At 62.3% G+C, this 21,864-nt stretch carries 21 protein-coding genes; 12 read left to right on the top strand and 9 right to left on the bottom strand.

All coding sequences use genetic code 11. From position 1 onward, the window contains the following. The first annotated feature begins 137 nt into the window (after positions 1-137). Together HPQ62_RS10675 and HPQ62_RS10670 are read left to right on the top strand one after the other, a co-directional pair. Positions 138-1,805, top strand: a complete 1,668-nt coding sequence (locus HPQ62_RS10675) for a glycoside hydrolase family 43 protein (RefSeq protein ID WP_174802534.1) — start codon at positions 138-140, stop codon at positions 1,803-1,805. Positions 1,806-1,863: 58 nt separating this feature from the next. Beyond that, complete coding sequence (locus tag HPQ62_RS10670; protein ID WP_174802533.1) at positions 1,864-2,796, top strand: ABC transporter substrate-binding protein; 933 nt, start codon at positions 1,864-1,866, stop codon at positions 2,794-2,796. Between the two features lies 1 nt (position 2,797). On the opposite strand, the gene HPQ62_RS10665 is transcribed toward HPQ62_RS10670, so the two are convergent. Genes HPQ62_RS10665 through HPQ62_RS10655 form a run of 3 tightly spaced genes read right to left on the bottom strand, consistent with a single transcriptional unit; the run spans position 2,798 to position 5,599 of the window. Continuing rightward, positions 2,798-3,592 (bottom strand): ABC transporter ATP-binding protein, encoded by a 795-nt coding sequence (locus HPQ62_RS10665; RefSeq protein ID WP_174802532.1) that lies wholly within the window; start codon positions 3,590-3,592, stop codon positions 2,798-2,800. After that, positions 3,585-4,598 carry an iron chelate uptake ABC transporter family permease subunit gene (locus HPQ62_RS10660; protein ID WP_174802531.1) on the bottom strand — a complete coding sequence of 338 codons (1,014 nt, stop codon included), beginning with the start codon at positions 4,596-4,598 and terminating at the stop codon, positions 3,585-3,587. Before HPQ62_RS10660 ends, HPQ62_RS10665 begins: the two co-directional genes overlap by 8 nt. Beyond that, entirely contained in the window at positions 4,595-5,599 is a 1,005-nt protein-coding gene (locus HPQ62_RS10655) for a FecCD family ABC transporter permease (RefSeq protein ID WP_342343700.1), read from the bottom strand. The genes HPQ62_RS10660 and HPQ62_RS10655 overlap by 4 nt, the downstream gene beginning before the upstream one ends. 94 nt (positions 5,600-5,693) lie before the next feature. Between HPQ62_RS10655 and HPQ62_RS10650 the strand changes: the two genes are divergently transcribed. Further along, positions 5,694-6,599 carry an ABC transporter substrate-binding protein gene (locus HPQ62_RS10650; protein ID WP_174802529.1) on the top strand — a complete coding sequence of 302 codons (906 nt, stop codon included), beginning with the start codon at positions 5,694-5,696 and terminating at the stop codon, positions 6,597-6,599. Positions 6,600-6,602: 3 nt separating this feature from the next. Here HPQ62_RS10650 and HPQ62_RS10645 read toward each other — a convergent pair whose 3' ends face one another. From HPQ62_RS10645 to HPQ62_RS10630, 4 genes are all read right to left on the bottom strand, one after another. After that, a complete protein-coding gene (locus HPQ62_RS10645) occupies positions 6,603-7,547 on the bottom strand; it encodes an esterase-like activity of phytase family protein (protein ID WP_174802528.1) in 945 nt (314 codons plus the stop codon). Further along, the gene (cobT, locus tag HPQ62_RS10640) at positions 7,544-9,442 is read right to left on the bottom strand and encodes a cobaltochelatase subunit CobT (protein WP_174802527.1); all 1,899 of its coding nucleotides are present in this window, start codon (positions 9,440-9,442) and stop codon (positions 7,544-7,546) included. Before cobT ends, HPQ62_RS10645 begins: the two co-directional genes overlap by 4 nt. A gap of 10 nt (positions 9,443-9,452) precedes the next feature. Continuing rightward, positions 9,453-10,445, bottom strand: coding sequence for a cobaltochelatase subunit CobS (gene cobS / locus HPQ62_RS10635; RefSeq protein WP_174802526.1), 993 nt, complete (start codon positions 10,443-10,445; stop codon positions 9,453-9,455). 68 nt (positions 10,446-10,513) lie between these two features. Next, the gene (locus HPQ62_RS10630; protein ID WP_174802525.1) at positions 10,514-11,152 is read right to left on the bottom strand and encodes a J domain-containing protein; all 639 of its coding nucleotides are present in this window, start codon (positions 11,150-11,152) and stop codon (positions 10,514-10,516) included. A 162-nt stretch (positions 11,153-11,314) separates the two neighbouring features. Here HPQ62_RS10630 and HPQ62_RS10625 point away from each other — a divergent pair, with 162 nt between their 5' ends. Continuing rightward, positions 11,315-11,596 (top strand): BolA family protein, encoded by a 282-nt coding sequence (locus tag HPQ62_RS10625; RefSeq protein WP_174802524.1) that lies wholly within the window; start codon positions 11,315-11,317, stop codon positions 11,594-11,596. A gap of 37 nt (positions 11,597-11,633) precedes the next feature. Here the strand turns inward: HPQ62_RS10625 and HPQ62_RS10620 are convergent, their stop codons facing one another. Then, positions 11,634-12,374: an HAD-IIB family hydrolase gene (locus HPQ62_RS10620; RefSeq protein ID WP_174802523.1), complete on the bottom strand. Its 741-nt coding sequence runs from the start codon at positions 12,372-12,374 to the stop codon at positions 11,634-11,636. Between the two features lie 3 nt (positions 12,375-12,377). Then, positions 12,378-13,715: a glycosyltransferase family 4 protein gene (locus HPQ62_RS10615; RefSeq protein WP_174802522.1), complete on the bottom strand. Its 1,338-nt coding sequence runs from the start codon at positions 13,713-13,715 to the stop codon at positions 12,378-12,380. Between the two features lie 212 nt (positions 13,716-13,927). Between HPQ62_RS10615 and HPQ62_RS10610 the strand changes: the two genes are divergently transcribed. The 8 genes from HPQ62_RS10610 (at position 13,928) to HPQ62_RS10580 (ending at position 21,842) form a co-directional block, all read left to right on the top strand. Next, a complete protein-coding gene (locus HPQ62_RS10610; RefSeq protein WP_174802521.1) occupies positions 13,928-15,196 on the top strand; it encodes a glycerate kinase type-2 family protein in 1,269 nt (422 codons plus the stop codon). A 177-nt stretch (positions 15,197-15,373) separates the two neighbouring features. After that, entirely contained in the window at positions 15,374-16,348 is a 975-nt protein-coding gene (locus tag HPQ62_RS10605; RefSeq protein ID WP_174802520.1) for a polysaccharide deacetylase family protein, read from the top strand. Between the two features lie 170 nt (positions 16,349-16,518). Continuing rightward, positions 16,519-17,634, top strand: a complete 1,116-nt coding sequence (leuB, locus tag HPQ62_RS10600; protein ID WP_174802519.1) for a 3-isopropylmalate dehydrogenase — start codon at positions 16,519-16,521, stop codon at positions 17,632-17,634. Between the two features lie 123 nt (positions 17,635-17,757). Beyond that, positions 17,758-18,480, top strand: coding sequence for a phosphatase PAP2 family protein (locus tag HPQ62_RS10595; RefSeq protein ID WP_342343699.1), 723 nt, complete (start codon positions 17,758-17,760; stop codon positions 18,478-18,480). Between the two features lie 161 nt (positions 18,481-18,641). After that, complete coding sequence (locus HPQ62_RS10590) at positions 18,642-19,472, top strand: phosphatase PAP2 family protein (protein WP_174802518.1); 831 nt, start codon at positions 18,642-18,644, stop codon at positions 19,470-19,472. A gap of 27 nt (positions 19,473-19,499) precedes the next feature. Further along, complete coding sequence (locus tag HPQ62_RS21185; protein WP_280516270.1) at positions 19,500-19,622, top strand: hypothetical protein; 123 nt, start codon at positions 19,500-19,502, stop codon at positions 19,620-19,622. A gap of 114 nt (positions 19,623-19,736) precedes the next feature. Next, positions 19,737-20,768 (top strand): aspartate-semialdehyde dehydrogenase, encoded by a 1,032-nt coding sequence (locus tag HPQ62_RS10585; protein ID WP_174802517.1) that lies wholly within the window; start codon positions 19,737-19,739, stop codon positions 20,766-20,768. Positions 20,769-21,134: 366 nt separating this feature from the next. Next, the gene (locus tag HPQ62_RS10580) at positions 21,135-21,842 is read left to right on the top strand and encodes a carbonic anhydrase (protein WP_174802516.1); all 708 of its coding nucleotides are present in this window, start codon (positions 21,135-21,137) and stop codon (positions 21,840-21,842) included. Positions 21,843-21,864: the final 22 nt, after the last annotated feature.

Raw genomic sequence — 21,864 nt, 5'->3', positions numbered from 1 at the left:
GATCGCTGCAGCGCCTGAGGGGCCTTTCTTTCGGCAAAGCGCGATTCCAATTCTTCGCGAAACGATTTAAGCAGGCTGTAGCAGAACCATTACGCAGCTTTTCCGCGCATCGGTGGCGTTCATTTCGGGAGGAATACATGACGGACAACGGTATCAGGAACCCCATCTTGCCGGGTTTCAATCCCGATCCTTCGATCTGCCGCGTCGGCGGCGACTATTATATCGCGACGTCCACTTTCGAGTGGTATCCGGGCGTGCAGATCCACCACTCCCGCGATCTTGCCAACTGGCGCCTTGCCGCCCGCCCGCTCGACCGCGCAGACCTTCTCGACATGCGCGGTAATTGCGACAGCGGCGGCATCTGGGCGCCGTGCCTGACCCATGCCGACGGCCTGTTCTGGCTGATCTATACCGACGTGAAGCGGATTTCGGGCAGCTTCAAGGATGCGCCGAACTATCTCACCACGGCCTCGTCGGTCGAAGGTCCCTGGTCTGACCGCATCTATCTCAATGCCAGCGGCTTCGACGCCTCGCTGTTTCACGCACCCGACGGCCGCAAATATCTTTTGAACATGCTCTGGGATCACCGCCAGCAGGGCCATGGAGACCAGTTCTCCGGGATCGTGCTGCAGGAATATGATGTCGAGGCCGAAAAGCTCGTCGGCCCGATCCATAACATCTTCCGCGGATCGGAGCGCAAGCTCACCGAGGCGCCGCATCTCTACTACCGCAATGGCTGGTACTATCTGATGACGGCCGAGGGCGGCACGGGTTATGAGCACGCTGTCACGCTTGCCCGTTCGCGCGATCTTCTCGGTCCCTACGAGATGCACCCCGAAACCCATGTGCTGACCACTTTCGATGCACCCGACGCGCCGCTGCAGCGCTGCGGTCACGCCGATATCGTCGAGACCGAGGCGGGCGAGACCTATATGGTCCATCTCTGCACGCGGCCCATCGCGGTGGACTGGGACGAGGGCAAGGCCGCATTCCGCCGCGGCCTGCCAGGCGAGGAAAATGAGCGCCGCCGATCGCAGATGGGCCGCGAAACCGGCATCCAGAAGATGGAATGGCGTGACGATGGCTGGCTCTATCTCGCCGAAGGCGGGCATGCACCGACAAGCCTGATCACGCCTGCACCGGAAGGGCTTGAACCTCACCCTTTCGATCAGCCGCCCGCGCGCACGCTCTTCAACCCCGGCCCGCTGCCCTTCGACTTCCAGTGGCTCAGGAGCCCCGCACCCGAGCGCCTGTTCTCGCTCGACGACCATCCCGGCTATCTTCGGATCTTCGGCCGGATGTCGCCTGGCAATGTCTTTGAAAACGCGATGCTCGCCCGCCGCCAGACCAGCCATCACTATACGGCGACGACGGAAATCGATTTCGACCCGATCGACTTCCAGACCTTCGCCGGGCTGATGTGCTGGTACAACATGGCGCAGCACCATTTCCTTGCGATTTGCGGGGAAGATGATGGCTCCCGGGCGCTCAGGATCATGTCGGCACTCGGCGATTTTCCGTTCGGCAAGACCGTGTTCGGCTGCGATCCCGTGACCGTTCCCGATGGGTTGCTGGAGCTTCGCGTCACCGTCGACAAGTCTGCGCTGCAGTTCTCCTGGCGCACGACCGGCGGCGACTGGAGCGATATCGGGCCGGTGCTCGACGCCACGATCCTGTCCGATGAGGCAGGTGTGGGCGAGGGCAACAATTTTACCGGCGCTTTCGTCGGCATGGCGGCCTATGATACCGGCGGACGCGGCCACCATGCGGATTTCGCGTGGTTCGAGTACGATGTCCGCGACTGATTGACAAAGCTGATTATTTTACTCAAGTATGGCCTCGATCAGACAATCGGGGCCATTCATGTTTTCGCGCATCTTCAACGCCGCAGCACTTTCCATAGCGCTTCTCTCGCCAGCCGCAGCTTTTGCAGGCCAGACCATCGATCATGCCATGGGCACGACCGAGGTGCCGGACCATCCGCTCCGGGTCATCACGTTGACCAACGAGACCACCGAGGCGGCGCTTGCGCTTGGCGTGACGCCGGTTGGCGCTCCGCAATCCTGGTATGGCGAACCCTGGTATCCGCATCTGGGAGAGCAGCTGGACGGTACGGAGGTGCTCGGAACCGAGCTTGCGGTCAATGTCGAACTGGTGGCAGCGCTTGAGCCCGACCTGATCATCGGCAGCCGCAAGCGGGACGAGGCGATCTACGGACAGTTGTCTGCAATCGCTCCCACCGTCTTCATCGAGGGACTTGGCGCCTGGAAGGACAATTTCGCCTTTGTCGCCGATGTCCTGAACCGCGAGACGGAAGGCGAGGCGGCGCTTCAAAATTACGAGATGAGGCTCGATGCGCTGAAGGCCGGTCTTGGCGACAATGCAGGCGAGAGCCTGTCAGTGGTGCGGTTCGTGCCGGGCCAGACCTATCTCTATCTCAATGGCAGCTTTCTCGGTCATGTGCTCTCGGATGCGGGCTTCACCCGTCCGCCAGGGCAGGATGGAGAAGGCCTTTCGCTTGCCGTCGGGCGTGAAAGCATCCCGGAGATGGAGGGCGACCGTATCTTCTGGCTTACCTATGACAGTGGTGATGGCAAGGGCGACGCCATGGCGGAGGAGTTCATCCATGATCCGCTCTGGTCCCGGTTGAAAGCGGTTCAGGATGGCAGGGTCTACGAAGTCGATGACGGCGTCTGGGCAACGGCCGGCGGCTATTTTGCCGCCCAGGAAATGCTCGGCGATCTTGCAGAGGTTTACGGCGTGGAACTTCCGGCGCTCGAAACGGCGTCCGACTAGGTCAGGCGGCGCTGCGCGACAGCGGCACGATCACCGGCAGGCTGGTGTCCGGCAGCGGCACGATCCGGCAGTCGATATCGAAAACCGTGCTGATCCGCTCCTCGGTCAGCACGTCGCGCGTTGGCCCTTCCGCCGCTATCTTGCCGGCGTGAAACAGCACGACATGATCGGCATAGCGCAGCGCATGGTTGAGATCGTGCAGCACGACCACGAAGCTGCGCTTTTCGCGGCGGTTGAGCGTCACCAGAAGGTCGAGAATTTCAAGCGCATGGGCGATATCGAGATGGTTGGTGGGCTCGTCCAGAAAAATGCGCGGCGCATCCTGGGCAAGCGTCATCGCGATCCAGGCGCGCTGCAACTGACCGCCTGAAAGCTTTCCGAGGCTGCGCTCCGAGAAGCCGGTCATGCCGGTTGTCCGGAGCGCGCTTTCAACGGCGCGCCTGTCTTCAGTCGAGGGCGCCGAGAACCGGCTGCGGCGCGCATAGCGGCCGAGCATGGCAAGGTCGAACACGCTCATATCCGCTGGTGCATCGGGTGACTGGCTGAGCATCGCGATCTCGCGGGCAAGCGCGCGGGGCGTCCAGTCCGAGACCGCCTTGCCGGCAATTTCGGCTTCTCCGCTCGTTGCCGCATGCAGCGCACGCAGCACTTTCAGGGCCGTCGACTTGCCGCTGCCGTTTGGGCCGCAGAATGCGATGATCTTTTCTTCCGGCAGGGTGAGGTCGATGGCATCGAGTGCCTTGTAACCTTCGTAATCGGCCGAAAGCGCGGCCATGGTGGCGAGCGGTCTAGACATGGGTGCGCTGGCTCCTGAGGATGAGGATGAGGAAAAGCGGTGCGCCGATGAGCGCGGTCACCGCGCCTGCCGGAAGTTCAAGCGGGCTTGCTAGGGTGCGCGCCAGCGTGTCGGCGGCAAGCACGAGAATGCCGCCGATCATGGCGGTCGCCACCAGATAGCCGGCAGTGAACTGTCCGTGAAACAGCCGTGCGGCATGGGGCGCGATCAGCCCGACAAAGCCGATGGCCCCGACCTGCGAGATCGCGAGCGCCGTCAGCAGCAATGACAGGATCATCAGAGCGACCCGGTTCCGGTCGACCTGAAAACCGGTTGTCGCGGCGGTATCGGCATCGAGCACGATCTGGCGCATCGGCAGGCGCATGATGACGAGCGCTGGGATGGCGGCAACAAGGCCTGCGGTCACGATCGCCACATCCATCCAGTGCGCGGCGTTGACCGAGCCCGTGATCCACTGCAGCGCCTGGCTCGCGCGGTAGACCGGGCCAATGATCATCATCAGCGTGACCGAGGCCTTGGCAAGCGCCGAGAGCGCGATGCCATAGAGGATCACGCGGACGGGATCGCGGCGGCGCGGGTCGGAGAGCGTCAGCAGCCCGACAAGGCTCGCAAAGACCAGTGCGCCGATGACGGCCGCGAGCGGTTGCCAGCGGATCGAGACCGTCAGCACATTGGCCTCGTCCGAGAACAGCCACAGAAAGGTGACGACGCCAAAGGCCGCGCCATCGGTGATGCCGAGGATGGAGGGCGCTGCCATCGGGTTTCTGAGCGCCCGCTGCAGGATGGCGCCGCCAAGGCCGAGCGCCATGCCGGCGGTCATCGCCAGGGCCACCCGCGGCAGTCTCAGCGTCCAGACGATGACGCCGTCCATCCGGCTGCCATGGCCGAGGAAGGCCGCGACCACCCGTTCCGGCCCGATGAAGCTGGAGCCCAGCCCGGTCGCGATGACGAGGCAGAGGGCGGCAAGGGCTGCAATCAGGCTCAGGCGAAGGAGGGGGGCTGTCACAGGCTTGCCTCCCGCAACCGGCCGGCGCGCAGCAGCATTACCAGGAACGGCACGCCGACAAAGGCAAGCACGGCCCCGATCGGCGCTTCGCCGGGGGCGACGATCAGGCGCGCCAGAATATCGGCCAGCACCGCGATGATTGCGCCGGTCAGCATGGCAAGCACGGCCATGGCGAAAAAACCGGGCCGGTCCGGCGAGAGGCGACGCGCGATATGCGGCGCGATCAGGCCGAGAAAGGCGACCGGGCCGGACATGGCGACAGCGCCGGCGGAAAGCAGCGCTGCCAGCGACAGGCCCGCAATCCGGGTGCGGGCAACATGGACGCCGATGCCGGCGGCACTTTGATCATCAAGACGCAGGGCATCGAGCGACGGTCCGATCAGCGCCACACCGGCAAGCGAGAGAACGAGCGCTGTGCCGCCGATCGCAAGCAGCGAAAGCGGCCGGTCGGCAAAACCGCCGGAAAGCCAGAACAGCAGGGTCTCGAGCGCTGTTTCATCAAGAAGGAGGGCAAGCTGGGTCAGGGAGGCGAGCATGGCGGCGACCGTGACGCCGATCAGCAGGATGCCGGTCGGTCCTGCCTGCGGGCCGAGCGCTGCGGAAAGGCCGAACACCAGCGCCGTTGCCGCAAGCGCGCCCGAGACCGCAAGGAGGCCGATTGCGGCCGTGGAGACCACGCCGAAAAGCACCAGGCCGAAGGCCACCGCAAAAGCCGCCCCCGCATTGACCCCGAGCAGGCCGGGTTCGGCCAGCGGATTGCGGGTCGTCGCCTGCATCAGCAGGCCGGAAATGGCAAGCGCCGCGCCCGTTGCCACGGCAATCAGCGTGCGCGGGAGCCGCAGCGTGCGGACAATGATGTCTGCGGTTTCATCGCCGCCCGACAACGCGGACCATACCGTCATGGGGCCATAGATGCGCACGCCCAGATGCAGGCTTGCGATCACGGCCATCAGCAATGTCAGTGCGAGCAGCGTCAGCGGAAGCAGCAGGGTTTTGCGCACGGCATTTCCTTTCTGCGCGACGATTGACATTGCTGATTGAAATGGTCAACTTTAAATCGAAAAGATGAGTATGATAATCAGCTTTGGAGCTCCGATGCATTCCTTCCTTCGCCTGGCTGCCGCTGCTGCCCTTTCAATCACGATGGCCGCTCCTGGTTTCGCACGGGAGATCACAGATGCCATGGGCACGGTGGAAGTGCCGGATGAACCCCAGCGCGTTGTCGTTCTCACCAATGAGGGTACGGAGGCGCTGCTTGCGCTCGGCGTCACGCCTGTGGGTGCGGTCAATTCCTGGCAGGGGGATCCATGGTGGGACCACATCGAAAGCCAGATGGGCGATGCGGAGCCGGTCGGGGTTGAAAGCGCGGTCAATCTGGAGCTTGTGGCAGCCCTGGAACCGGATCTCATCATCGGCAACCGCCAGCGTCAGGAGGATCTTTACCCCCAACTTTCCGCGATCGCGCCGACGGTGATGTCAGGAGAGTTGAGGGGCGACTGGAAGGTGAATCTTGCCCTTTATGCCGAAGCGCTCGGCCTTTCGGAAAAGGGCGATGCCGTGATAGCGGACTATGATGCGAAGGTCGCCGGGCTTCGTGAGAAACTCGGCAATGCGACCGATGAGGCGGTTTCCGTCGTCCGTTTCGTCCCGGGGCAGATCCGCATCTATCAGCTCGACAGCTTCTCGGGCGTGCTGCTGAAGGACGTCGGCTTCAACCGTCCGGCTAACCAGAATGTCGAGGACTTCGCGATCCGCACAGGAAAGGAGAGCATTCCGGATATGGATGGCGACCGGATTTTCTATTTCACCTGGGATGAAGGCAATGGCGAGGGCGAGGCGCTGGAGCAAGATGTACTCTCCGATCCGCTGTGGCAGTCGCTCTCAGCGGTCAAGGCCGGCAAGGTCCATGGCGTCTCCGATGCCATCTGGAACACGGCCGGCGGAGTTCTCGCCGCCGATCTGATGCTGGATGACATTGCAAGGATTTATGCGGTGGAGTGACGCTCACGTCCCGTGCAGCGCAAATTCCAGCATCAGCGTTTCCTGCAGGAGCGTGTTGTCGTTGTCATCGGACACGATGATCAGGTGCAGGCTGCCGTCCGGCATGGTGATGATGTCGAGGCCTTCCATGTTGTCGATGCGGTTGACGCTGCCGCGCGCCTGCATGATCACGGGGCCGTCGACCACGGCGCCAGCGCGGATTGCGTCCGCCTCGATGCGGCGGATACGCATGCCGATGCCGGTCATGAGGGAGAACCGGCGCTCCAGCAGGAGCAGGTCGCCATCTGGCAGGAATGCGGCATCGGTGACGTCGAACTCATCGCTCTTGCGAACCTTGAAGACGCCCTTGCCGGGCCCTGAAATGATCGCCGCAAACAGGTTTCCGTTCTTGTCGACGCTCTTTTCCGCAACCGCCACCAAGCGGCCCTTGCCATTGTCGGCAAGTGCCTCGAGCCCGCCATTGGCGCGCAATTCGGAGGCGGGGATCAGGAAGTCCGGGCCGGGGCGGGCATCGGTCGTGGCGTGGCCCTTGAGCGGATAGTCATCAATCCTGTGCTTGCCTTCGAAACCGACGAAGATCCGGTCTCCGACAATCGCCATGCTTTCCGCATCCATCAGCGATTTCTGGGCATGGACGCCGGCTGCGTTCTTCATCGGGGTCACGGTGACGTTGATGATGCCGGAAAGCCGTCCCCTGTCGTCGCGCGTGATTTCCCCGTCGACCCATTGGCCGTCGTCGGCGACCGCAACGAAGCGGCGGCCGTCCGGAAGAAACCGGATGGATGACAGCGAATGCAGCCCGGAAATCTTCAGCCCGCCGACAAAGGTGACGTCGCCCAGCGCCTGGCCGGGTTCGGAACTGAACTCGGTGATCCGGCTGGTCTCTGCATCCCTCGCCAGAGCCGATGACGCCAGCAGGAGAACCGCGAGGGTGAGCGCGCGGATCATTTGCGGCGGCGGCCTTTTGCGCTTGTGCCTGCCTGGTCTTCGAACAATGCCGCCAACTGGTCGGTCATGGCGCCAGCCAGTTCATCGGCATCGACGATCGTGACCGCGCGGCGATAGTAGCGCGTCACGTCATGGCCGATGCCGATCGCGAGCAATTCCACCGGCGAGCGGGTTTCGATATGCTCGATCACGGCGCGCAGATGCTTTTCGAGGAAATTGCCCGGATTGACGGAGAGCGTGGAATCATCCACCGGCGCGCCATCGGAAATCATCATCAGGATCCGGCGCTGCTCGGGCCGGGCCATCAGCCGGTCATGGGCCCAGATCAGCGCCTCGCCATCGATGTTTTCCTTGAGCAGCCCTTCGCGCATCATCAGGCCCAGATTAGCGCGCGAGCGCCGCCAGGGCGTGTCCGCGGACTTGTAGACGATGTGGCGCAGATCGTTGAGGCGGCCAGGCGTTGATGGTTTACCGGCTTCCAGCCATTTTTCGCGCGACTGTCCGCCCTTCCAGGCCTTGGTGGTAAAGCCGAGGATCTCGACCTTCACGCCGCAGCGTTCCAGCGTGCGGGCAAGAATGTCGCCGCAGGTGGCGGCAACGGTGATTGGCCTGCCGCGCATGGATCCGGAATTGTCGATCAGCAGCGACACGACGGTATCGCGGAACTGAGTGTCGCGCTCCATCTTGAAGGAGAGCGGCTGCATCGGGTCGATGACCATGCGCACCAGCCGCGCGGTGTCGAGATAGCCTTCCTCGAGATCGAAATCCCAGGAGCGATTCTGTTTCGCCATCAGCCGGCGCTGCATGCGGTTGGCAAGCCTGCCGACCGCGCCCTGCAGATGGGCAAGCTGCTTGTCGAGATGGGCGCGCAGCCGGTTCAGCTCTTCCTGATCGCAAAGCTCGTCGGCGGTGATTTCCTCGTCGAACTCGGTCGAGAATACGCGGTAGTCGACCTTGTCGTTGAAATCGTCGAAGGCGGTGTTAGGGCGCTTGGTCTCGCCGGCCACTTCGGAATCCGGGTCGGCCTCGTCGTCGAGATCGGTGTCGGCCACTTCCGCGCCGTCCATCTCGCCCTGATCCATTTCCTCGTCGGCGCTGTCGCTGTTTTCGGCGGAGGCCGAATCCTCGCCCGCCTCTTCCTGGACCTCTTCGTCGTTCTCGCGTTCGGAGCGGGGCTGGTCCTCGTCGGAGAGGTTTTCATCCTCCTCGTCATTGTCGAGGTCGTCGCCGGCATAATCGTCGGCCATCTCCATCGAGGACAGCATCGAGCGAATGACGCGGGCAAAGGCATCCTGATCGTCGATCGAGCTGCCGAGGCGATCCAGATCGACGGCGGCCTTCTGCTCGATGAAGTCGCGCCAGTAATCGAGGACGCGGCCTGCCGAGGCCGGCGGCTTTTGACCGGTCAGCTTCTCGCGCACCAGCATGGCAACCGCTTCGGAAACCGGTGCGTCTTCCTTGCGGTCGATGGCGGCGAAATTGGCCTTTTCGTATTTTTCGGCATGCATGGCGGCAAGGTTCTTCGCCATGCCGGGCATGCGCCGTGCGCCGATCGAATCGATCCGGGCCTGTTCGACGGCATCAAAGATCGCCTGGGCATCCGTGCCGCCGGGCGACATCTGGGCATGCGTCACGGGGTTGTGGCAGGCCATGCGCAGCGCCATCGAATCCCCGAGCCCCCGCACCACCGCAAGCTCTTCCGGCGTCGGGCGCTTGGAGAATTCCGGCAGCCGGATCTGGTTGCCGCTCATGCCCGGCCGGTCGCGCGAAAACACGACCTCCGCCTCCCGCTCGCCCGAGACAGCACGCACGGTGCCTGACACGGCCCGGTGCAGCGGTTCAAGATCTACGGGCGCATAAGGGTTCGATTTTCGATTGTCGCCGGGACCGGCCATGAAACATTCCTCAGGCGCTGATCACGACGTTTGCAGCGCTTTCCTTGAGTTCGTCGCCAAAGGCGCGCTGATACTGTTCGGCCACCAGCGTGCGCTCGAGCTCATCGCACTTGTTGAGGAAGGTCACACGGAAGGCAAAGCCGACATCGCCGAAGATCTCGGCATTTTCGGCCCAGTTGATCACCGTGCGCGGGCTCATCACGGTCGACAGGTCGCCGTTGACGAAAGCCGAGCGGGTAAGGTCTGCAACGCGCACCATGTTGGAGATCGTCTCGCGTCCCTTTTCGGTGGCGGCAAAGCTCTTCACCTTGGCGAGGATGATGTTCACTTCCTGCTCATGCGGCAGGTAGTTGAGCGTGGTCACCAGCGACCAGCGGTCCATCTGCGCCTGGTTGATCTGCTGCGTGCCGTGATAGAGGCCGGTGGTATCGCCGAGGCCAACGGTGTTGGCGGTCGCAAACAGGCGGAAGGCCGGGTGGGGGCTGATCACGCGGCTCTGGTCGAGCAGAGTCAGGCGGCCCGAGCTTTCCAGCACGCGCTGGATCACGAACATCACGTCCGGCCGGCCGGCGTCGTATTCGTCGAAAACCAGCGCAACATTGTTCTGGTAGGCCCAGGGCAGGATGCCGTCCTTGAACTCGGTGACCTGCAGCCCGTCCTTGACCACGATCGCGTCCTTGCCGACGAGATCGATACGGCTGACATGGCTGTCGAGGTTGACGCGCACGCACGGCCATTTCAGCCGGGCGGCAACCTGTTCGATATGGGTGGACTTGCCGGTGCCGTGATAGCCGGAGACCATCACGCGGCGGTTATGGGCGAAGCCTGCGAGGATAGCGAGCGTGGTGTCGTGATCGAACAGGTAATCGGGGTCGAGATCGGGAACGTAAGGGTCGTCCGCCGAAAAGGCCGGCACCTTCAGGTCGACATCGAGGCCGAAAGTTTCACGAACGTCGACGGTGGTGTCCGGCCGGTTCGAGTAGTCCAGATCGATCTTGCTCATCATTTCTCCAGCGCGGCCCCTGCGAAAAACCGCTCTACGCTCTCATATTTGCTTTTGGTAATAGCGTCCTAGCAGAAGCCGGACTGCTTTAACAATTGGTATGCCTGCACCACGGCGCGAAAAGTTTCCTCCGAGCCGCGATCGCCGCCATTGGCATCGGGGTGATGCTTCTTGACCATGGCCTTGTACTGTTTCTTGATGTCGTCGGATGTGGCCGAGGCGGTCAGTCCCAGCGTGTCGAAGGCTTTCGCTTCCAGCGTCTTCAGCTTGCGCTCGCGCTTCGGGCGCTGCGGCCGGCCATCCTTGCCGTCATTGACGAAGCCGAACGGATCGCGCATGCGCGCTGCCGATGCGGCGTTTCCGGCCTTTTTCGAGCCGTTGATGGGGGTTTTGCGGGTGTCGCCGTTGACGCCGACCGTCCAGGTCGGGCGGTGGCCGGTGAGCGCCTCCTTCTGGTAGCGCGCAATGTCGCTGTCGGAGAGGCCCTCGAAATAATTATAGCCCTTGTTGTAGGTCTTCACATGCTCGAAGCAGAACAGGAAAAACTGCCCTTCGGCATTGCGGCCGACAGGGGCCTTGTGCTTTCCGGGCTTGTGGCAGCCGTCCCACTGGCATTCGGGCACAGTGGTTTCCTGCTCCGGTTTGGCGGAGGCGGGTCCCTTGCGCTTGGTGCGCAGACGGTCGAAATATTTGGAGTCTAGATTCATGGCGCGTGATTATGACCTTACGAGCCCGTCATCACAAGAATTGACAACGGGATTTCTTACTGGCTTTCTGACCTGTTAACGCATCGACCAATGCGTCGGCTCGGCGAAAACCGGATTTCACCCTCCCGCACGACGCAAGCCATGCGAAAAAGGAGCATAACGATGACTATGGCCGCCGTAATCGAACAACGGCTCAACACCCTCTTCAATCCCGAACGGCTGATTCTGAAGGACGAAAGCGCGCAACATGCGGGTCATTACGATGATCCTGACGCTCCCGAGATCACCCATTTAAGGATTCGGATCGTATCCGACAAGTTCGAAGGCATGTCCCGCATTGCACGCCATCGTGCCGTCAATGAGGCATTGGGTCCCGAATTTGCCGGTGGCCTTCATGCACTAGCCATCGAGGCGGCGGCCCCGGGAGAGCCGACGCGGTGGTGATGGCCGCGCGGGCCATCACGTTTTCTTTCGGGAAAAATCAGAGCGCCACGCCGAAATGACGCAAGCCCTCGATGACGCCGTCGGCGATCTCTCCGCGCGCCTGGTAGATCCGGTCATTGCCTCTGGCGCGTGAACGCAGGTCTTCATGGCCGTTCGCCGGAATGATGCCGGAAACGCCCGGCACCTCGAACATCGCGCTGTCATTGCCGGTATCGCCTGCCACCACCACGTCGTCATGGTCGATGCCAAGCGTGCCGCAGAGCCAGGTCAGGCAGAGCCCCTTGTCGGCATTGCTGGGCAATATGTCGAGATCTCGGGCCGACGAATAGACGAGCTTGACCTCGAGACCTTCGCCGTTCAGCGCCTCTTCGATCGCCTCCAGCTGGCTTTGTCGGGCGTCGTGAAGATACCAGCTCGATTTGTAGCCGTGCTGGTATCGGTCCGGCTGGCGGGTGACATCGGCGATGCCGTGCATGATCCGCTCGACCTTTGCTGCATCGAAACCGGTGCCGATAAAGTCCTCGAACCCGGCAATCGTCGCTCCTGCTCTGTGGTCGCGCGCCATGGTGCCGACGCCGCCGATCAGAAAATCGGGTTCCGGCAGACCGGCGATCCCGATCAACTCCGCGATATCGTCGACAAGCCGGCCGCTGTTATAGACGAGCAGCGGCCGTTCGCTTTCCGGGATGGCTTCGAAGGCCCGGCGGAAACGCTCCGTCGAGCCGTTGTCGCCGACAAGCGTGCCGTCGAGGTCGGATGAAAAAAGTCTGACAGCCATCGATCAGTCGCCGTCATGCCAGGGTTCTGCCCAGTCGCTGTCCTGCAGCGACTGTCGCATCGGCCGGCCCTCGACGAGCGAGATCAGCTGCTGGGCGATGCCGGTCCAGGTGAACAGGCTCCGGGCCTTGTGCGCGCCCATGCGGGCCAGGCGGTTGTAGAGCCGCTGATGCTTGAATGGCTTCATCATGTTGATGCCGAGGTCATATTTGTCGAAGCTGTCGGCAAACAGCGCATGGCGGCCAAACGAGATGGCGCGGTAAAGCCCGCCATTGGTGGTCACCACCGTCGGCGTTCCCGATGCCATCGCCTCGATCGCGGTCATGCCGAAAGGCTCGTACCGGCTTGAAAGCACGAACATGTCTGCGGCGCGGTAGATGTCGGGCAGGTCGTCGTCAGAAACATAGCCGGAAAAATGCACCTTGTCCTCGATGCCGAGTTCCTTGACCAGCGCCTTCAACTCGTTGAGGATCTTGGTCTCAAGCGGGTCCATGTCGGTGCCGCCGACGGCAAGCTGCAGCTCGGCATCTGGCACGCGCTCTGCCATCACCGAAAACGCCTGGATCAGCAGATCGTAGCCCTTGTTGGTCGCAAGCCGTCCGAGCGCCAGCACGGTCTTGCCCTTGAAGCCAAAATGTTCGCGCAGCATGTCGCGGGTGGCGCCCGATACCGGATAGAACCGGTTGTCGTCATAACCCGGCGGGATCATGTAGACCCGATCCTCGCGGATACCGTAGTCCTCGACCAGCATGTCCACCTGGATCGGCGTCGTCGCGATCACGCTGTCGCAGGCGCGGTAGATCTTGTTTTCGTGCTTGATCCGCTCCGAGAAGTTGAAGTCCTTTTCGAACTGTTCCTTCTGGTCCGGATAGTCGGTTTCCATCGTCCGCTTTTTCCAGAGGCCGATCGAGTGGGGTGTGTGGAGATGCGGAATGTGAAGGGCCTCCGCAAGCCTCAGGGCTGCATAGCCGGCATCCCAGTAATGAGAATTGATGAAGGTATAGGAGAGATTGTTGTCGCGCATGTAGCGCAGCGCATTCTCGCTCCATTCCAGAAGGTGCTTGTAGAGATATTCCTTCGGAATGAACTCCTTGCCGCCGCAGGGAATGCGCACGACCCGGACCCGCTCGTCGACCTCATCGATTTCCGGCTGGTCTTCGAAGCGGCGGGTGTAGATGTCGACCGAAAAGCCGAGCTGGGCGAGTTTCTTGGAAAGTTCCAGAATGTAGACGACCTGTCCGCCGGTGTCTGCGGCACCGAGCGGCGGGTCTGCGGCCACATAGCCGTGGGTGGAAACAAGTGCGATATTGGGATACTTATCGGACCCGTTTTGATCTGCCATTCTGAAAATCCTTCCTTGCTGAAATCATGCGTGGCGTGGCTGCGCGTATTCGATCCTGTCATGCTTCGGTGGCGGTGAAATGAAGACGAAAAGAAACGGCAGGACACACGTCTCGCTTGTGCACAACGCAACGTCCGCCCACAAAGTTCCAATAAACTTGAGCCGTCCCGCCTAATGTGAAAGATAGGGAAACTGCCGGATGAGGAAAATCGATGACCTTCAGACAAGACCCTGACGCTTTCCTGCGCTCGCTTTTCGAGATTGCCGTTGCTGCTGCAGACCCGATGGAGCAGGTTGCGAAATACCTGCCGGAACCGCCAAAGGGACGCACGGTCGTCGTCGGCGCCGGCAAGGGCTCGGCGCGCATGGCTGAAGCGCTGGAAGCGTGCTGGGAAGGGCCGCTGGAAGGCGTGGTCGTCACCCGCTATGGCCATGAGGCGCCGTGCCGGAAGATCGAGATTCTCTCTGCCTCGCACCCGGTGCCGGATGCGGCAGGCGAACGGGCAGCCAAGCGCATTCTGGAAACGGTTTCGGGGCTCACCGAAGATGATCTGGTGATCGTGCTGATTTCGGGCGGCGGTTCGGCGCTTCTGTCGCTCCCGCCGGAGGGGATCACGCTTGCGGACAAGATCGCGCTGAACAAGGCGCTGCTCAGATCCGGCGCGGCGATCGACGAGATGAATTGCGTGCGCAAGCATCTCTCCGCCATCAAGGGCGGGCGGCTCGCGGCAGCCATCCATCCGGCGCGCTGCCATACGCTGCTGATTTCCGACGTGCCCGGTGATGATCCGGCCATCATCGCCTCCGGCCCGACGGTCGGCGAGGCGACGACCGCAGAGGATGCCCGCGCGATCCTGAAGCGCTATGCGATCGACGTGCCGGACCATGTCGCCCGTCATCTTGAGACGGAAGACGCCCGCTGCATTTCCCCCGAAGACACGCGGCTTCAACACGCCGAAAATCACATCATCGCGACGCCTTTCATGTCGCTTGCGGCCGCCGCGCAGAAGGCGCGAGACGCCGGCCTCGACGTGCTGGTGCTCGGCGATACGATCGAGGGTGAGGCGAAGGATGTCGGGATCGTCCATTCCGGCATTGCGCATTCGATCGTGCATCACGGCGTTCCGGTAAAGCGCCCTGCCATCATCCTCTCGGGCGGCGAGACCAGCGTAACCGTCAAGGGAGAGGGCAGGGGCGGGCGCAATGTCGAGTTCCTGCTGTCGCTCGCGATCGATCTCAACGGCCTTGAGGGCGTCCATGCGCTCGCCGGCGACACCGATGGCGTTGACGGGCGCGAGGAGGTGGCAGGCGCGGTGATCGGCCCCGATACGCTGAAACGCGCCCGCACGCTCGGCATCGATGCCCGCGCGGCGCTTGCCGACAATGACGGTCACGGCTTCTTCGAGGCGCTGGGCGATCAGGTGATTACCGGCCCGACGCTGACCAATGTCAACGATTTCCGCGCGATCCTGATCCTCTGATCGCTGCGGTTCTCAAGGCGAGGTGGCGCCCGCTGCTCGCTGCGGGAGAGACGACTTCAGACGGCCGCCGAAACGGCCGTCCATTTTACGCTTTGGTAACCATATTCGCACATTTTTGGTGCAGCCCGCACGGCGCGATTTGCCGCCTGCGTCCTGCATCGGAATGGTGGATTATCAATGCGTTCTCTCGTAACCTGCATGGCAGGTCTTTGCGCGCTCACGCTCGCCTCCTGCGCCTCCACCGGAGAGCGGGACATGACATCTCTCAAGACAGCATTGTTTCCCGAGCCCACCCGGATCGTGGCCGAAGGGCCGGATGCCATCGAGGTGATCGTCACCGGCTCGATCGGCGAACCGGCGGAGATCGAATTGCCGCCGGTGCAGCTCGGCTCGATCCATTCGCGCATCGTTGCAGGCGCTGACCGCGGCCCGCAGGTGATGACCGTCAGCCTTGATGCGGATGGCCGGCCGGAAGCGCATCCGCTTGCCGGGCGCACGATCTATCTGGACGAGACGCGCGACATCACGCTCGCACCTCTTGAAGTGGTGCTGACCTTCGATGATGGCCCTGTGCCGGGACGCACGAATGTGGTGCTCGATGCGCTCGATGCCTATGGGGTCAAGGGCCTGTTCTTCATGGTCGGCCAGATGGCGCATTACTATCCGGAAACGGCGCGGCTGGTGGCCGAAAGCGGGCAGACGATTGCCACCCATACCTGGTCCCACCCCTATCTCCCGGCGCTGGGTCACGACGCAGCGCTCGCCAATATCGACAAGGGCGCGGCGATCGTAACCGAGGCCACGGGAGAGACGCCGCACTTCTTCCGCTTCCCCTATCTTGCCGAAAACGAGCGGCTGGATCGCGCCCTTTTCGAGCGCGGTCTGATCCCGGTCGGTGCCGATGTCGATTCCCGCGACTATCAGGAGGCCTCCACCTCCGAGCTGGTCGACCGGGTGATCCGCGGGCTCGAGGACCGCGGCGGCGGGATCGTGCTGATGCATGACCTGCAGGGCCGCACGGCGCGCGCCATCGTGCCGCTTCTGGAGCGGCTGCAGGAAGGCGGCTTCAAGGTGGTGCAGATCAAGCATGGCAAGCCGCCCGCCATGGACGACACGCTGGTGGCGCGTTTGTCTCCCCGATTTCCGCGATAGGCCCGGCGCGTACCGCAACACGGGCGATCTGCCTTGAAATGCAGCCGATGCCGGTCTAGAACCGCCTCGGCCAGCCAGAGGCGCTGTCATGATGGATGGCGCGCGGCCCAGCATTCATGAACAAGCACGCATGGACCAGCGCAATTGGCCCATAACTCAGGGAGGCATCATTGAGCCATCGTAAACTCTTTCTTCTGCCCGGCGACGGCATCGGCCCGGAAATCACCGAGGAATTCGTCAAGGTCATCAACCTTCTGAACGAAAAGGCCGGTGCGGGTTTCGAAATCGAGAAGGGTCTCGTCGGCGGCGCAGCCTATGATGCCCACGGCAAGGCAATCTCCGAAGACGACATGGCGCTTGCCATGGCCGCCGATGCGGTGATGTTTGCAGCCGTCGGCGGCCCCAAATGGGACAATGTCGCCTATGATGTGCGTCCCGAAGCCGGCCTCCTGCGCCTGCGCAAGGATCTGGAACTCTTCGCCAATCTGCGTCCTGCGATCTGCTACGCAGCACTTGCCGCCTCGTCTTCGCTGAAGCCGGAACTGGTCGAAGGCCTCGACATCCTGATCGTTCGCGAGTTGACCGGCGGCGTCTATTTCGGCGAGCCGAAGGAGATCATCGATCTCGAGAACGGCCAGCAGCGCGCCATCGATACCCAGGTCTATGACACCTACGAAATCGAGCGCATCGCCGCCGTTGCCTTCGAACTCGCCCGCACGCGCGGCAACCGCGTCTGCTCGATGGAAAAGCGCAACGTCATGAAGTCCGGCCTGTTCTGGAACCAGGTCGTCACCAAGGTGCACAAGGAGAAATTCTCCGATGTCGAGCTGTCGCACATGCTGGCGGATGCCGGCGGCATGCAGCTTGTCCGTGCTCCGAAGCAGTTCGACGTGATCGTCACCGACAACCTGTTCGGCGATATGCTTTCCGACGTTGCCGCCATGCTGACCGGTTCGCTCGGCATGCTGCCGTCGGCGTCGCTCGGCGCGGAAGATGCCGTCACCGGCAAGCGGAAGGCGATGTATGAGCCGGTGCACGGTTCGGCGCCTGACATCGCCGGAAAGGGCGTTGCCAATCCGCTCGCCATGCTCGCTTCGTTCGCGATGTGCCTGCGCTACTCCTTCAACATGATCACCGAGGCCGAAGCGCTCGATGGCGCCATTGCCAAGGTGCTGGATGATGGCCTGCGCACCGGCGACATCATGGCAGATGGTTGCCGCAAGGTCGGCACCAGCGAAATGGGCGATGCGGTCACGGCCGCATTCGCAGCCAAGCTCGGCGTTTGAAATTGAAGCCGGCGGCGGGGTTTATTACCGCCGCCGGCGCGCTATCTTGTCGGAATGGATGAAACCCGACAGAAACTCCCGCAAACCGGTATCCGCCTGCCGCCGCTCTTCTGGAAGCGACGCGTGGCGCACGAGGTGTTCCGCCTTTCCTCTACGCGCTGGCCGTGGTTCCTGCTGCCGGCGACCACGCTTGCGCTTTTGTGCATGGCGGTTCTTGACGGGCCGGTGGCGTCAGCGCGCGATGCAATGTCGTCGCGGTTTCAGGATTTTGCTGCACGGCTGACCGATGTCACGACGGCGCCGTGGATACTGGCGGCAAGCGGAACGGTCACGGTGCTGGCCTTCGTCGCGGTCACCTGTCTTGCCACTTCGCGCGCCAAGTTCCGCGCCGCGCTCGTATTGCATCAGGCCTTTTATCTTTTCTGTTCTGTCGCGCTCGCCAGTGCCACCGTCAATGTGGTCAAACGGCTGATTGGACGGGCAAGGCCGACCCTGTTCGACCAGGTCGGCGACCTTCATTTCAACTTCGGCGTCTGGGCCTATGACTATGCGAGCTTTCCCTCGGGCCACTCGACGACCTCGGGTGCGATCTTTGCGGGGCTTGCGCTGCTTTATCCGCGTCTGGGCCCGTTCTTCGCCGCATTCGCGGTGTTTTTCGGCTTTGCCCGCGTCGCAGTCGGCGCGCATTACCCCAGCGATGTTTCCGCAGGCCTGTTCTACGGCGCATGGATCTCGGTGCTGGTTGCCTGCGTGTTTGCGCGCTACCGGCTGTTGTTTTACGTACCAGACCACGGCCTTCCAATGCGCCGTCCGAGACCGCGCCTGCGCGACCGGCTGTTGCGCTAACCTCCCACGTGTTTGCCTGTAATCTCTCTGTGATCTTGGTGGATTAACCCGTTTTGCGGATCGACGCGAAGCGTGGGCGTTGATGCCGCCGCTAGGCTCGGTTAGGATCGCCACGAATTCTGATGGGCGCGCTTCGGCGCGCCGGATTGCAGGGAGGTCGAATGCCGGTCAGGTATCGCTGGTTCAGTCAGCGCAGGAAGTTGAAGGACCGGGCATGGCCATCGACGCATTGGCGCGGCTTTGCGCTTGCGGCCTCCAGCCTGCTGTTCGTCGCGTTTGCGGTACTCGATTATCCGGTCGGTCTGATGGTCCGCGATCTCACTGGACCGGTAAAACATTATGGCGAATTCGTTACCCATTTCGGTCAGTCGGAATGGATCCTGATTACATCGTTTCTGGTGTTCGCCCTCGGCATGACGGCTGCGGGCTCGGCTGATCCGGCCGACCGGCGAACCCGCGCGAAGGGCGTGTTTCTGGCGCAGGCGGCAAGCTTCGTGTTTGCCGCGGTCGCGCTTTCGGGGCTTGCCACCAACCTTCTGAAAGGCATTATCGGCAGACCAAGGCCGAACATGCTAGTCTATCACGACCTGAGCCCGTTCGCCTTCGATCCCTTCAGTTTTGCCGGCAGCTATTCAAGCCTTCCTTCCGGCCACGCCACCACCGTCGCGGCAATCTTTACGGCCGCCGCGTTCTTCCTGCCGCGTCACCGCATCCTGTTCTTCAGCCTCGCCGTCTGTATCGGCATGAGCCGGATCATCGTCGGCGCGCATTATCCAAGCGATGTGATTGCCGGTCTCGCCTTCGGAAGCTGGTTCACCTATCTGACGGCGATCGTGTTCTCGCGCTACCGCATGGTGTTCCGTATCGATGCCCATGGCTGGCCGGTGCCGCGCAACGGGTTTTCGGCGCTGCGACCGGAATTCATGCGCACGCCTCGCCACAGCCCCGCCCCGCAAACAGACCTTGACTTCACCACGCAAAAGGGCCATTAGCCTTCGCGGTAGAAGGAAAAGCCGAATATGCCGCTCGACGTGCGTCACATCGCTGCTGATGTCACCCTGGCGCCCAGCGCCGGCGGCCGGATTTCGCCTTCCCGCAGTTTCATGAAAACAGCCAAGAAAACGACGACGAAAACCGTCTGACGTTCCTGGCCTACCGCTCTCTCCCCGGTGACGCCGGGGACGGGAAGATGCCGTTTAGGCCGCTCTTCCACTCCCGCGATTTTCGAGGAGAGAAACGAAAGAGAGCTTATCATCATGGGTTTCAAGATTGCAGTCGTGGGCGCCACCGGCAATGTCGGGCGCGAAATGCTGTCCATCCTCGAGGAGCGCGGTTTCCCCGCCGATGAGGTTGTGGCGCTGGCCTCCAGCCGGTCCGTGGGCCGGGAAGTGTCGTTCGGCGACAAGACGCTGAAGGTCAAGAACCTCGAGACCTATGACTTCTCCGACACCGATATCTGCCTGATGTCGGCCGGCGGCACCATCTCGCAGAAGTGGTCGCCGAAGATCGGCGCGCAGGGCTGCGTCGTCATCGACAATTCGTCGGCCTGGCGCTACGACGCGGACGTTCCGCTGATCGTGCCGGAAGTGAACCCGGACGCGATCGTGGGCTTTACCAAGCGCAACATCATCGCCAATCCGAACTGCTCGACCGCCCAACTCGTCGTCGCGCTGAAGCCGCTGCATGACCGCGCCACCATCAAGCGTCTCGTGGTCTCGACCTATCAGTCGGTCTCCGGCGCCGGCAAGGATGGCATGGACGAGCTGTTCAACCAGACCCGCGCCGTGTTCGTTGCCGATCCGATCGAGAACCGGAAGTTCACCAAGCGCATCGCCTTCAATGTCATTCCGCACATCGACAGCTTCATGGAAGATGGCTACACCAAGGAAGAGTGGAAGGTTCTGGCCGAAACCAAGAAGATGCTCGACCCCAAGATCCGGGTCACCTGCACCGCCGTGCGCGTGCCGGTTTTCATCGGCCATTCTGAATCGGTCAATATCGAATTCGAGAAGGAAATCAGCGCCGAGGAAGCACGCGATATCCTGCGCGAGGCCCCTGGCTGCCAGGTGATCGACAAGCATGAGGATGGCGGTTACATCACGCCCGTCGAGTGCGCCGGCGAGGATGCCACCTACATCTCCCGCATCCGCGAGGATGCCACGGTTGAAAACGGTCTTGCCATGTGGATCGTCTCCGACAATCTGCGCAAGGGGGCAGCCCTCAACGCGATCCAGATCGCCGAACTGCTTGTCGAGCGCAATCTGGTAAAGCCCCGGGCCATGGCCTGACAAAATCGCATGACGGCGCCGGACTTTCCGGCGCCGTTTTTGCTTTCCTCCATGTCGCTGTACCAATCGTGCGCCGGCTGCTTTCAGCCGCGATCCGTCGTCCATACGGCAAGGCGCGAACGGGCTTCGTGTCAGTTGATCGCCCGCCAGCCGGGTTGAACGCTCCGCATCAATCACTCTTGACGCTTCGACGATACTGCCTTTGCGACCAGCGAACGCCCGCAAATACAAGGCGTTGCTGAAACAGTATGGTCGAATGTGACCGCCGCTGCTAGCATGGGCTCCGGCTGCTTGCAGGGATGAATGGCGGCCGGCTTTGGCAAACAGCGAAGCGGGTGTGGACGCGCTCGCAAGGAGGGACCGATCATGTGTGATCAATGCAATACCGTGAATGTCAGCCGCCGCGGGCTGGTGATGGGTGGGCTCGCACTTTCGCTTGCCGCACCATTTGCGTCGCGTGCGCTGGCGCAGGAAACAGCAGCATCGCCGGCTGCTGGCGATGATCCGATCAAACGCCTGATGGACGGCAATGCGCGCTATGTCGCAAACACGCCCAACAACGCCGACCATTCCGCCGACCGGACCGCGCGTGCTGCCGGCCAATCGCCGTTCGCCGCCATCGTGGCCTGTTCGGATTCGCGGGCCGTTCCGGAACTGATCTTCGATCAGGCGCCGGGTGACCTGTTCATCGTGCGCGTTGCCGGCAATTTTCTGAACGAGGACGGGATCGCGAGCCTGGAATTTGCCGCTGCCGTTCTGGGCATTCAGGCCATTGTCGTGCTCGGCCACACCGGCTGCGGCGCGATCAGTGCGACGATCGACTCGATCCAGAACAACGAACTCCCGCCCGGACATCTTCCGAGCCTCGTCAACGCCATCCGGCCGGCCGTTTACGACGCGATGCGCGAGAAGCCGACTGATCTGATGGCTGCGGCAACGGCCGAAAACGCGCGCTACAATGCCAGGATCTCCGCCGAAACCGGTCCGATCCTTTCCGACATGCACGCATCGGGAAAGCTGAAATCCTCGGCTGCCCTCTACGACATTGCCACCGGCAAGGTGGATTTTCTCTGAGACGAAAAAGGCGCTCACCGAA

This window comes from Martelella limonii (assembly GCF_013344475.1).
GTDB lineage: Bacteria > Pseudomonadota > Alphaproteobacteria > Rhizobiales > Rhizobiaceae > Martelella > Martelella limonii.
Note: the sequence above shows the minus strand (reverse complement) of the source record. Positions and strands in the feature narration are given on the sequence as shown.

Bases quoted from the DNA above. Each gene is read 5' to 3' on its own strand.
- HPQ62_RS10610 (WP_174802521.1), top strand. From the start codon at position 13,928: ATGACCTTCAGACAAGACCCTGACGCTTTCCTGCGCTCGCTTTTCGAG.
- HPQ62_RS10590 (WP_174802518.1), top strand. From the start codon at position 18,642: ATGCCGGTCAGGTATCGCTGGTTCAGTCAGCGCAGGAAGTTGAAGGAC.
- HPQ62_RS21185 (WP_280516270.1), top strand. From the start codon at position 19,500: ATGCCGCTCGACGTGCGTCACATCGCTGCTGATGTCACCCTGGCGCCC.
- HPQ62_RS10585 (WP_174802517.1), top strand. From the start codon at position 19,737: ATGGGTTTCAAGATTGCAGTCGTGGGCGCCACCGGCAATGTCGGGCGC.
- HPQ62_RS10630 (WP_174802525.1), bottom strand. From the start codon at position 11,152: ATGAATCTAGACTCCAAATATTTCGACCGTCTGCGCACCAAGCGCAAG.
- HPQ62_RS10580 (WP_174802516.1), top strand. From the start codon at position 21,135: ATGTGTGATCAATGCAATACCGTGAATGTCAGCCGCCGCGGGCTGGTG.
- HPQ62_RS10665 (WP_174802532.1), bottom strand. From the start codon at position 3,592: ATGTCTAGACCGCTCGCCACCATGGCCGCGCTTTCGGCCGATTACGAA.
- HPQ62_RS10675 (WP_174802534.1), top strand. From the start codon at position 138: ATGACGGACAACGGTATCAGGAACCCCATCTTGCCGGGTTTCAATCCC.
- HPQ62_RS10605 (WP_174802520.1), top strand. From the start codon at position 15,374: ATGCGTTCTCTCGTAACCTGCATGGCAGGTCTTTGCGCGCTCACGCTC.
- HPQ62_RS10650 (WP_174802529.1), top strand. From the start codon at position 5,694: ATGCATTCCTTCCTTCGCCTGGCTGCCGCTGCTGCCCTTTCAATCACG.
- HPQ62_RS10615 (WP_174802522.1), bottom strand. From the start codon at position 13,715: ATGGCAGATCAAAACGGGTCCGATAAGTATCCCAATATCGCACTTGTT.
- HPQ62_RS10645 (WP_174802528.1), bottom strand. From the start codon at position 7,547: ATGATCCGCGCGCTCACCCTCGCGGTTCTCCTGCTGGCGTCATCGGCT.
- cobT (WP_174802527.1), bottom strand. From the start codon at position 9,442: ATGGCCGGTCCCGGCGACAATCGAAAATCGAACCCTTATGCGCCCGTA.
- HPQ62_RS10620 (WP_174802523.1), bottom strand. From the start codon at position 12,374: ATGGCTGTCAGACTTTTTTCATCCGACCTCGACGGCACGCTTGTCGGC.
- HPQ62_RS10625 (WP_174802524.1), top strand. From the start codon at position 11,315: ATGACTATGGCCGCCGTAATCGAACAACGGCTCAACACCCTCTTCAAT.
- cobS (WP_174802526.1), bottom strand. From the start codon at position 10,445: ATGAGCAAGATCGATCTGGACTACTCGAACCGGCCGGACACCACCGTC.
- HPQ62_RS10670 (WP_174802533.1), top strand. From the start codon at position 1,864: ATGTTTTCGCGCATCTTCAACGCCGCAGCACTTTCCATAGCGCTTCTC.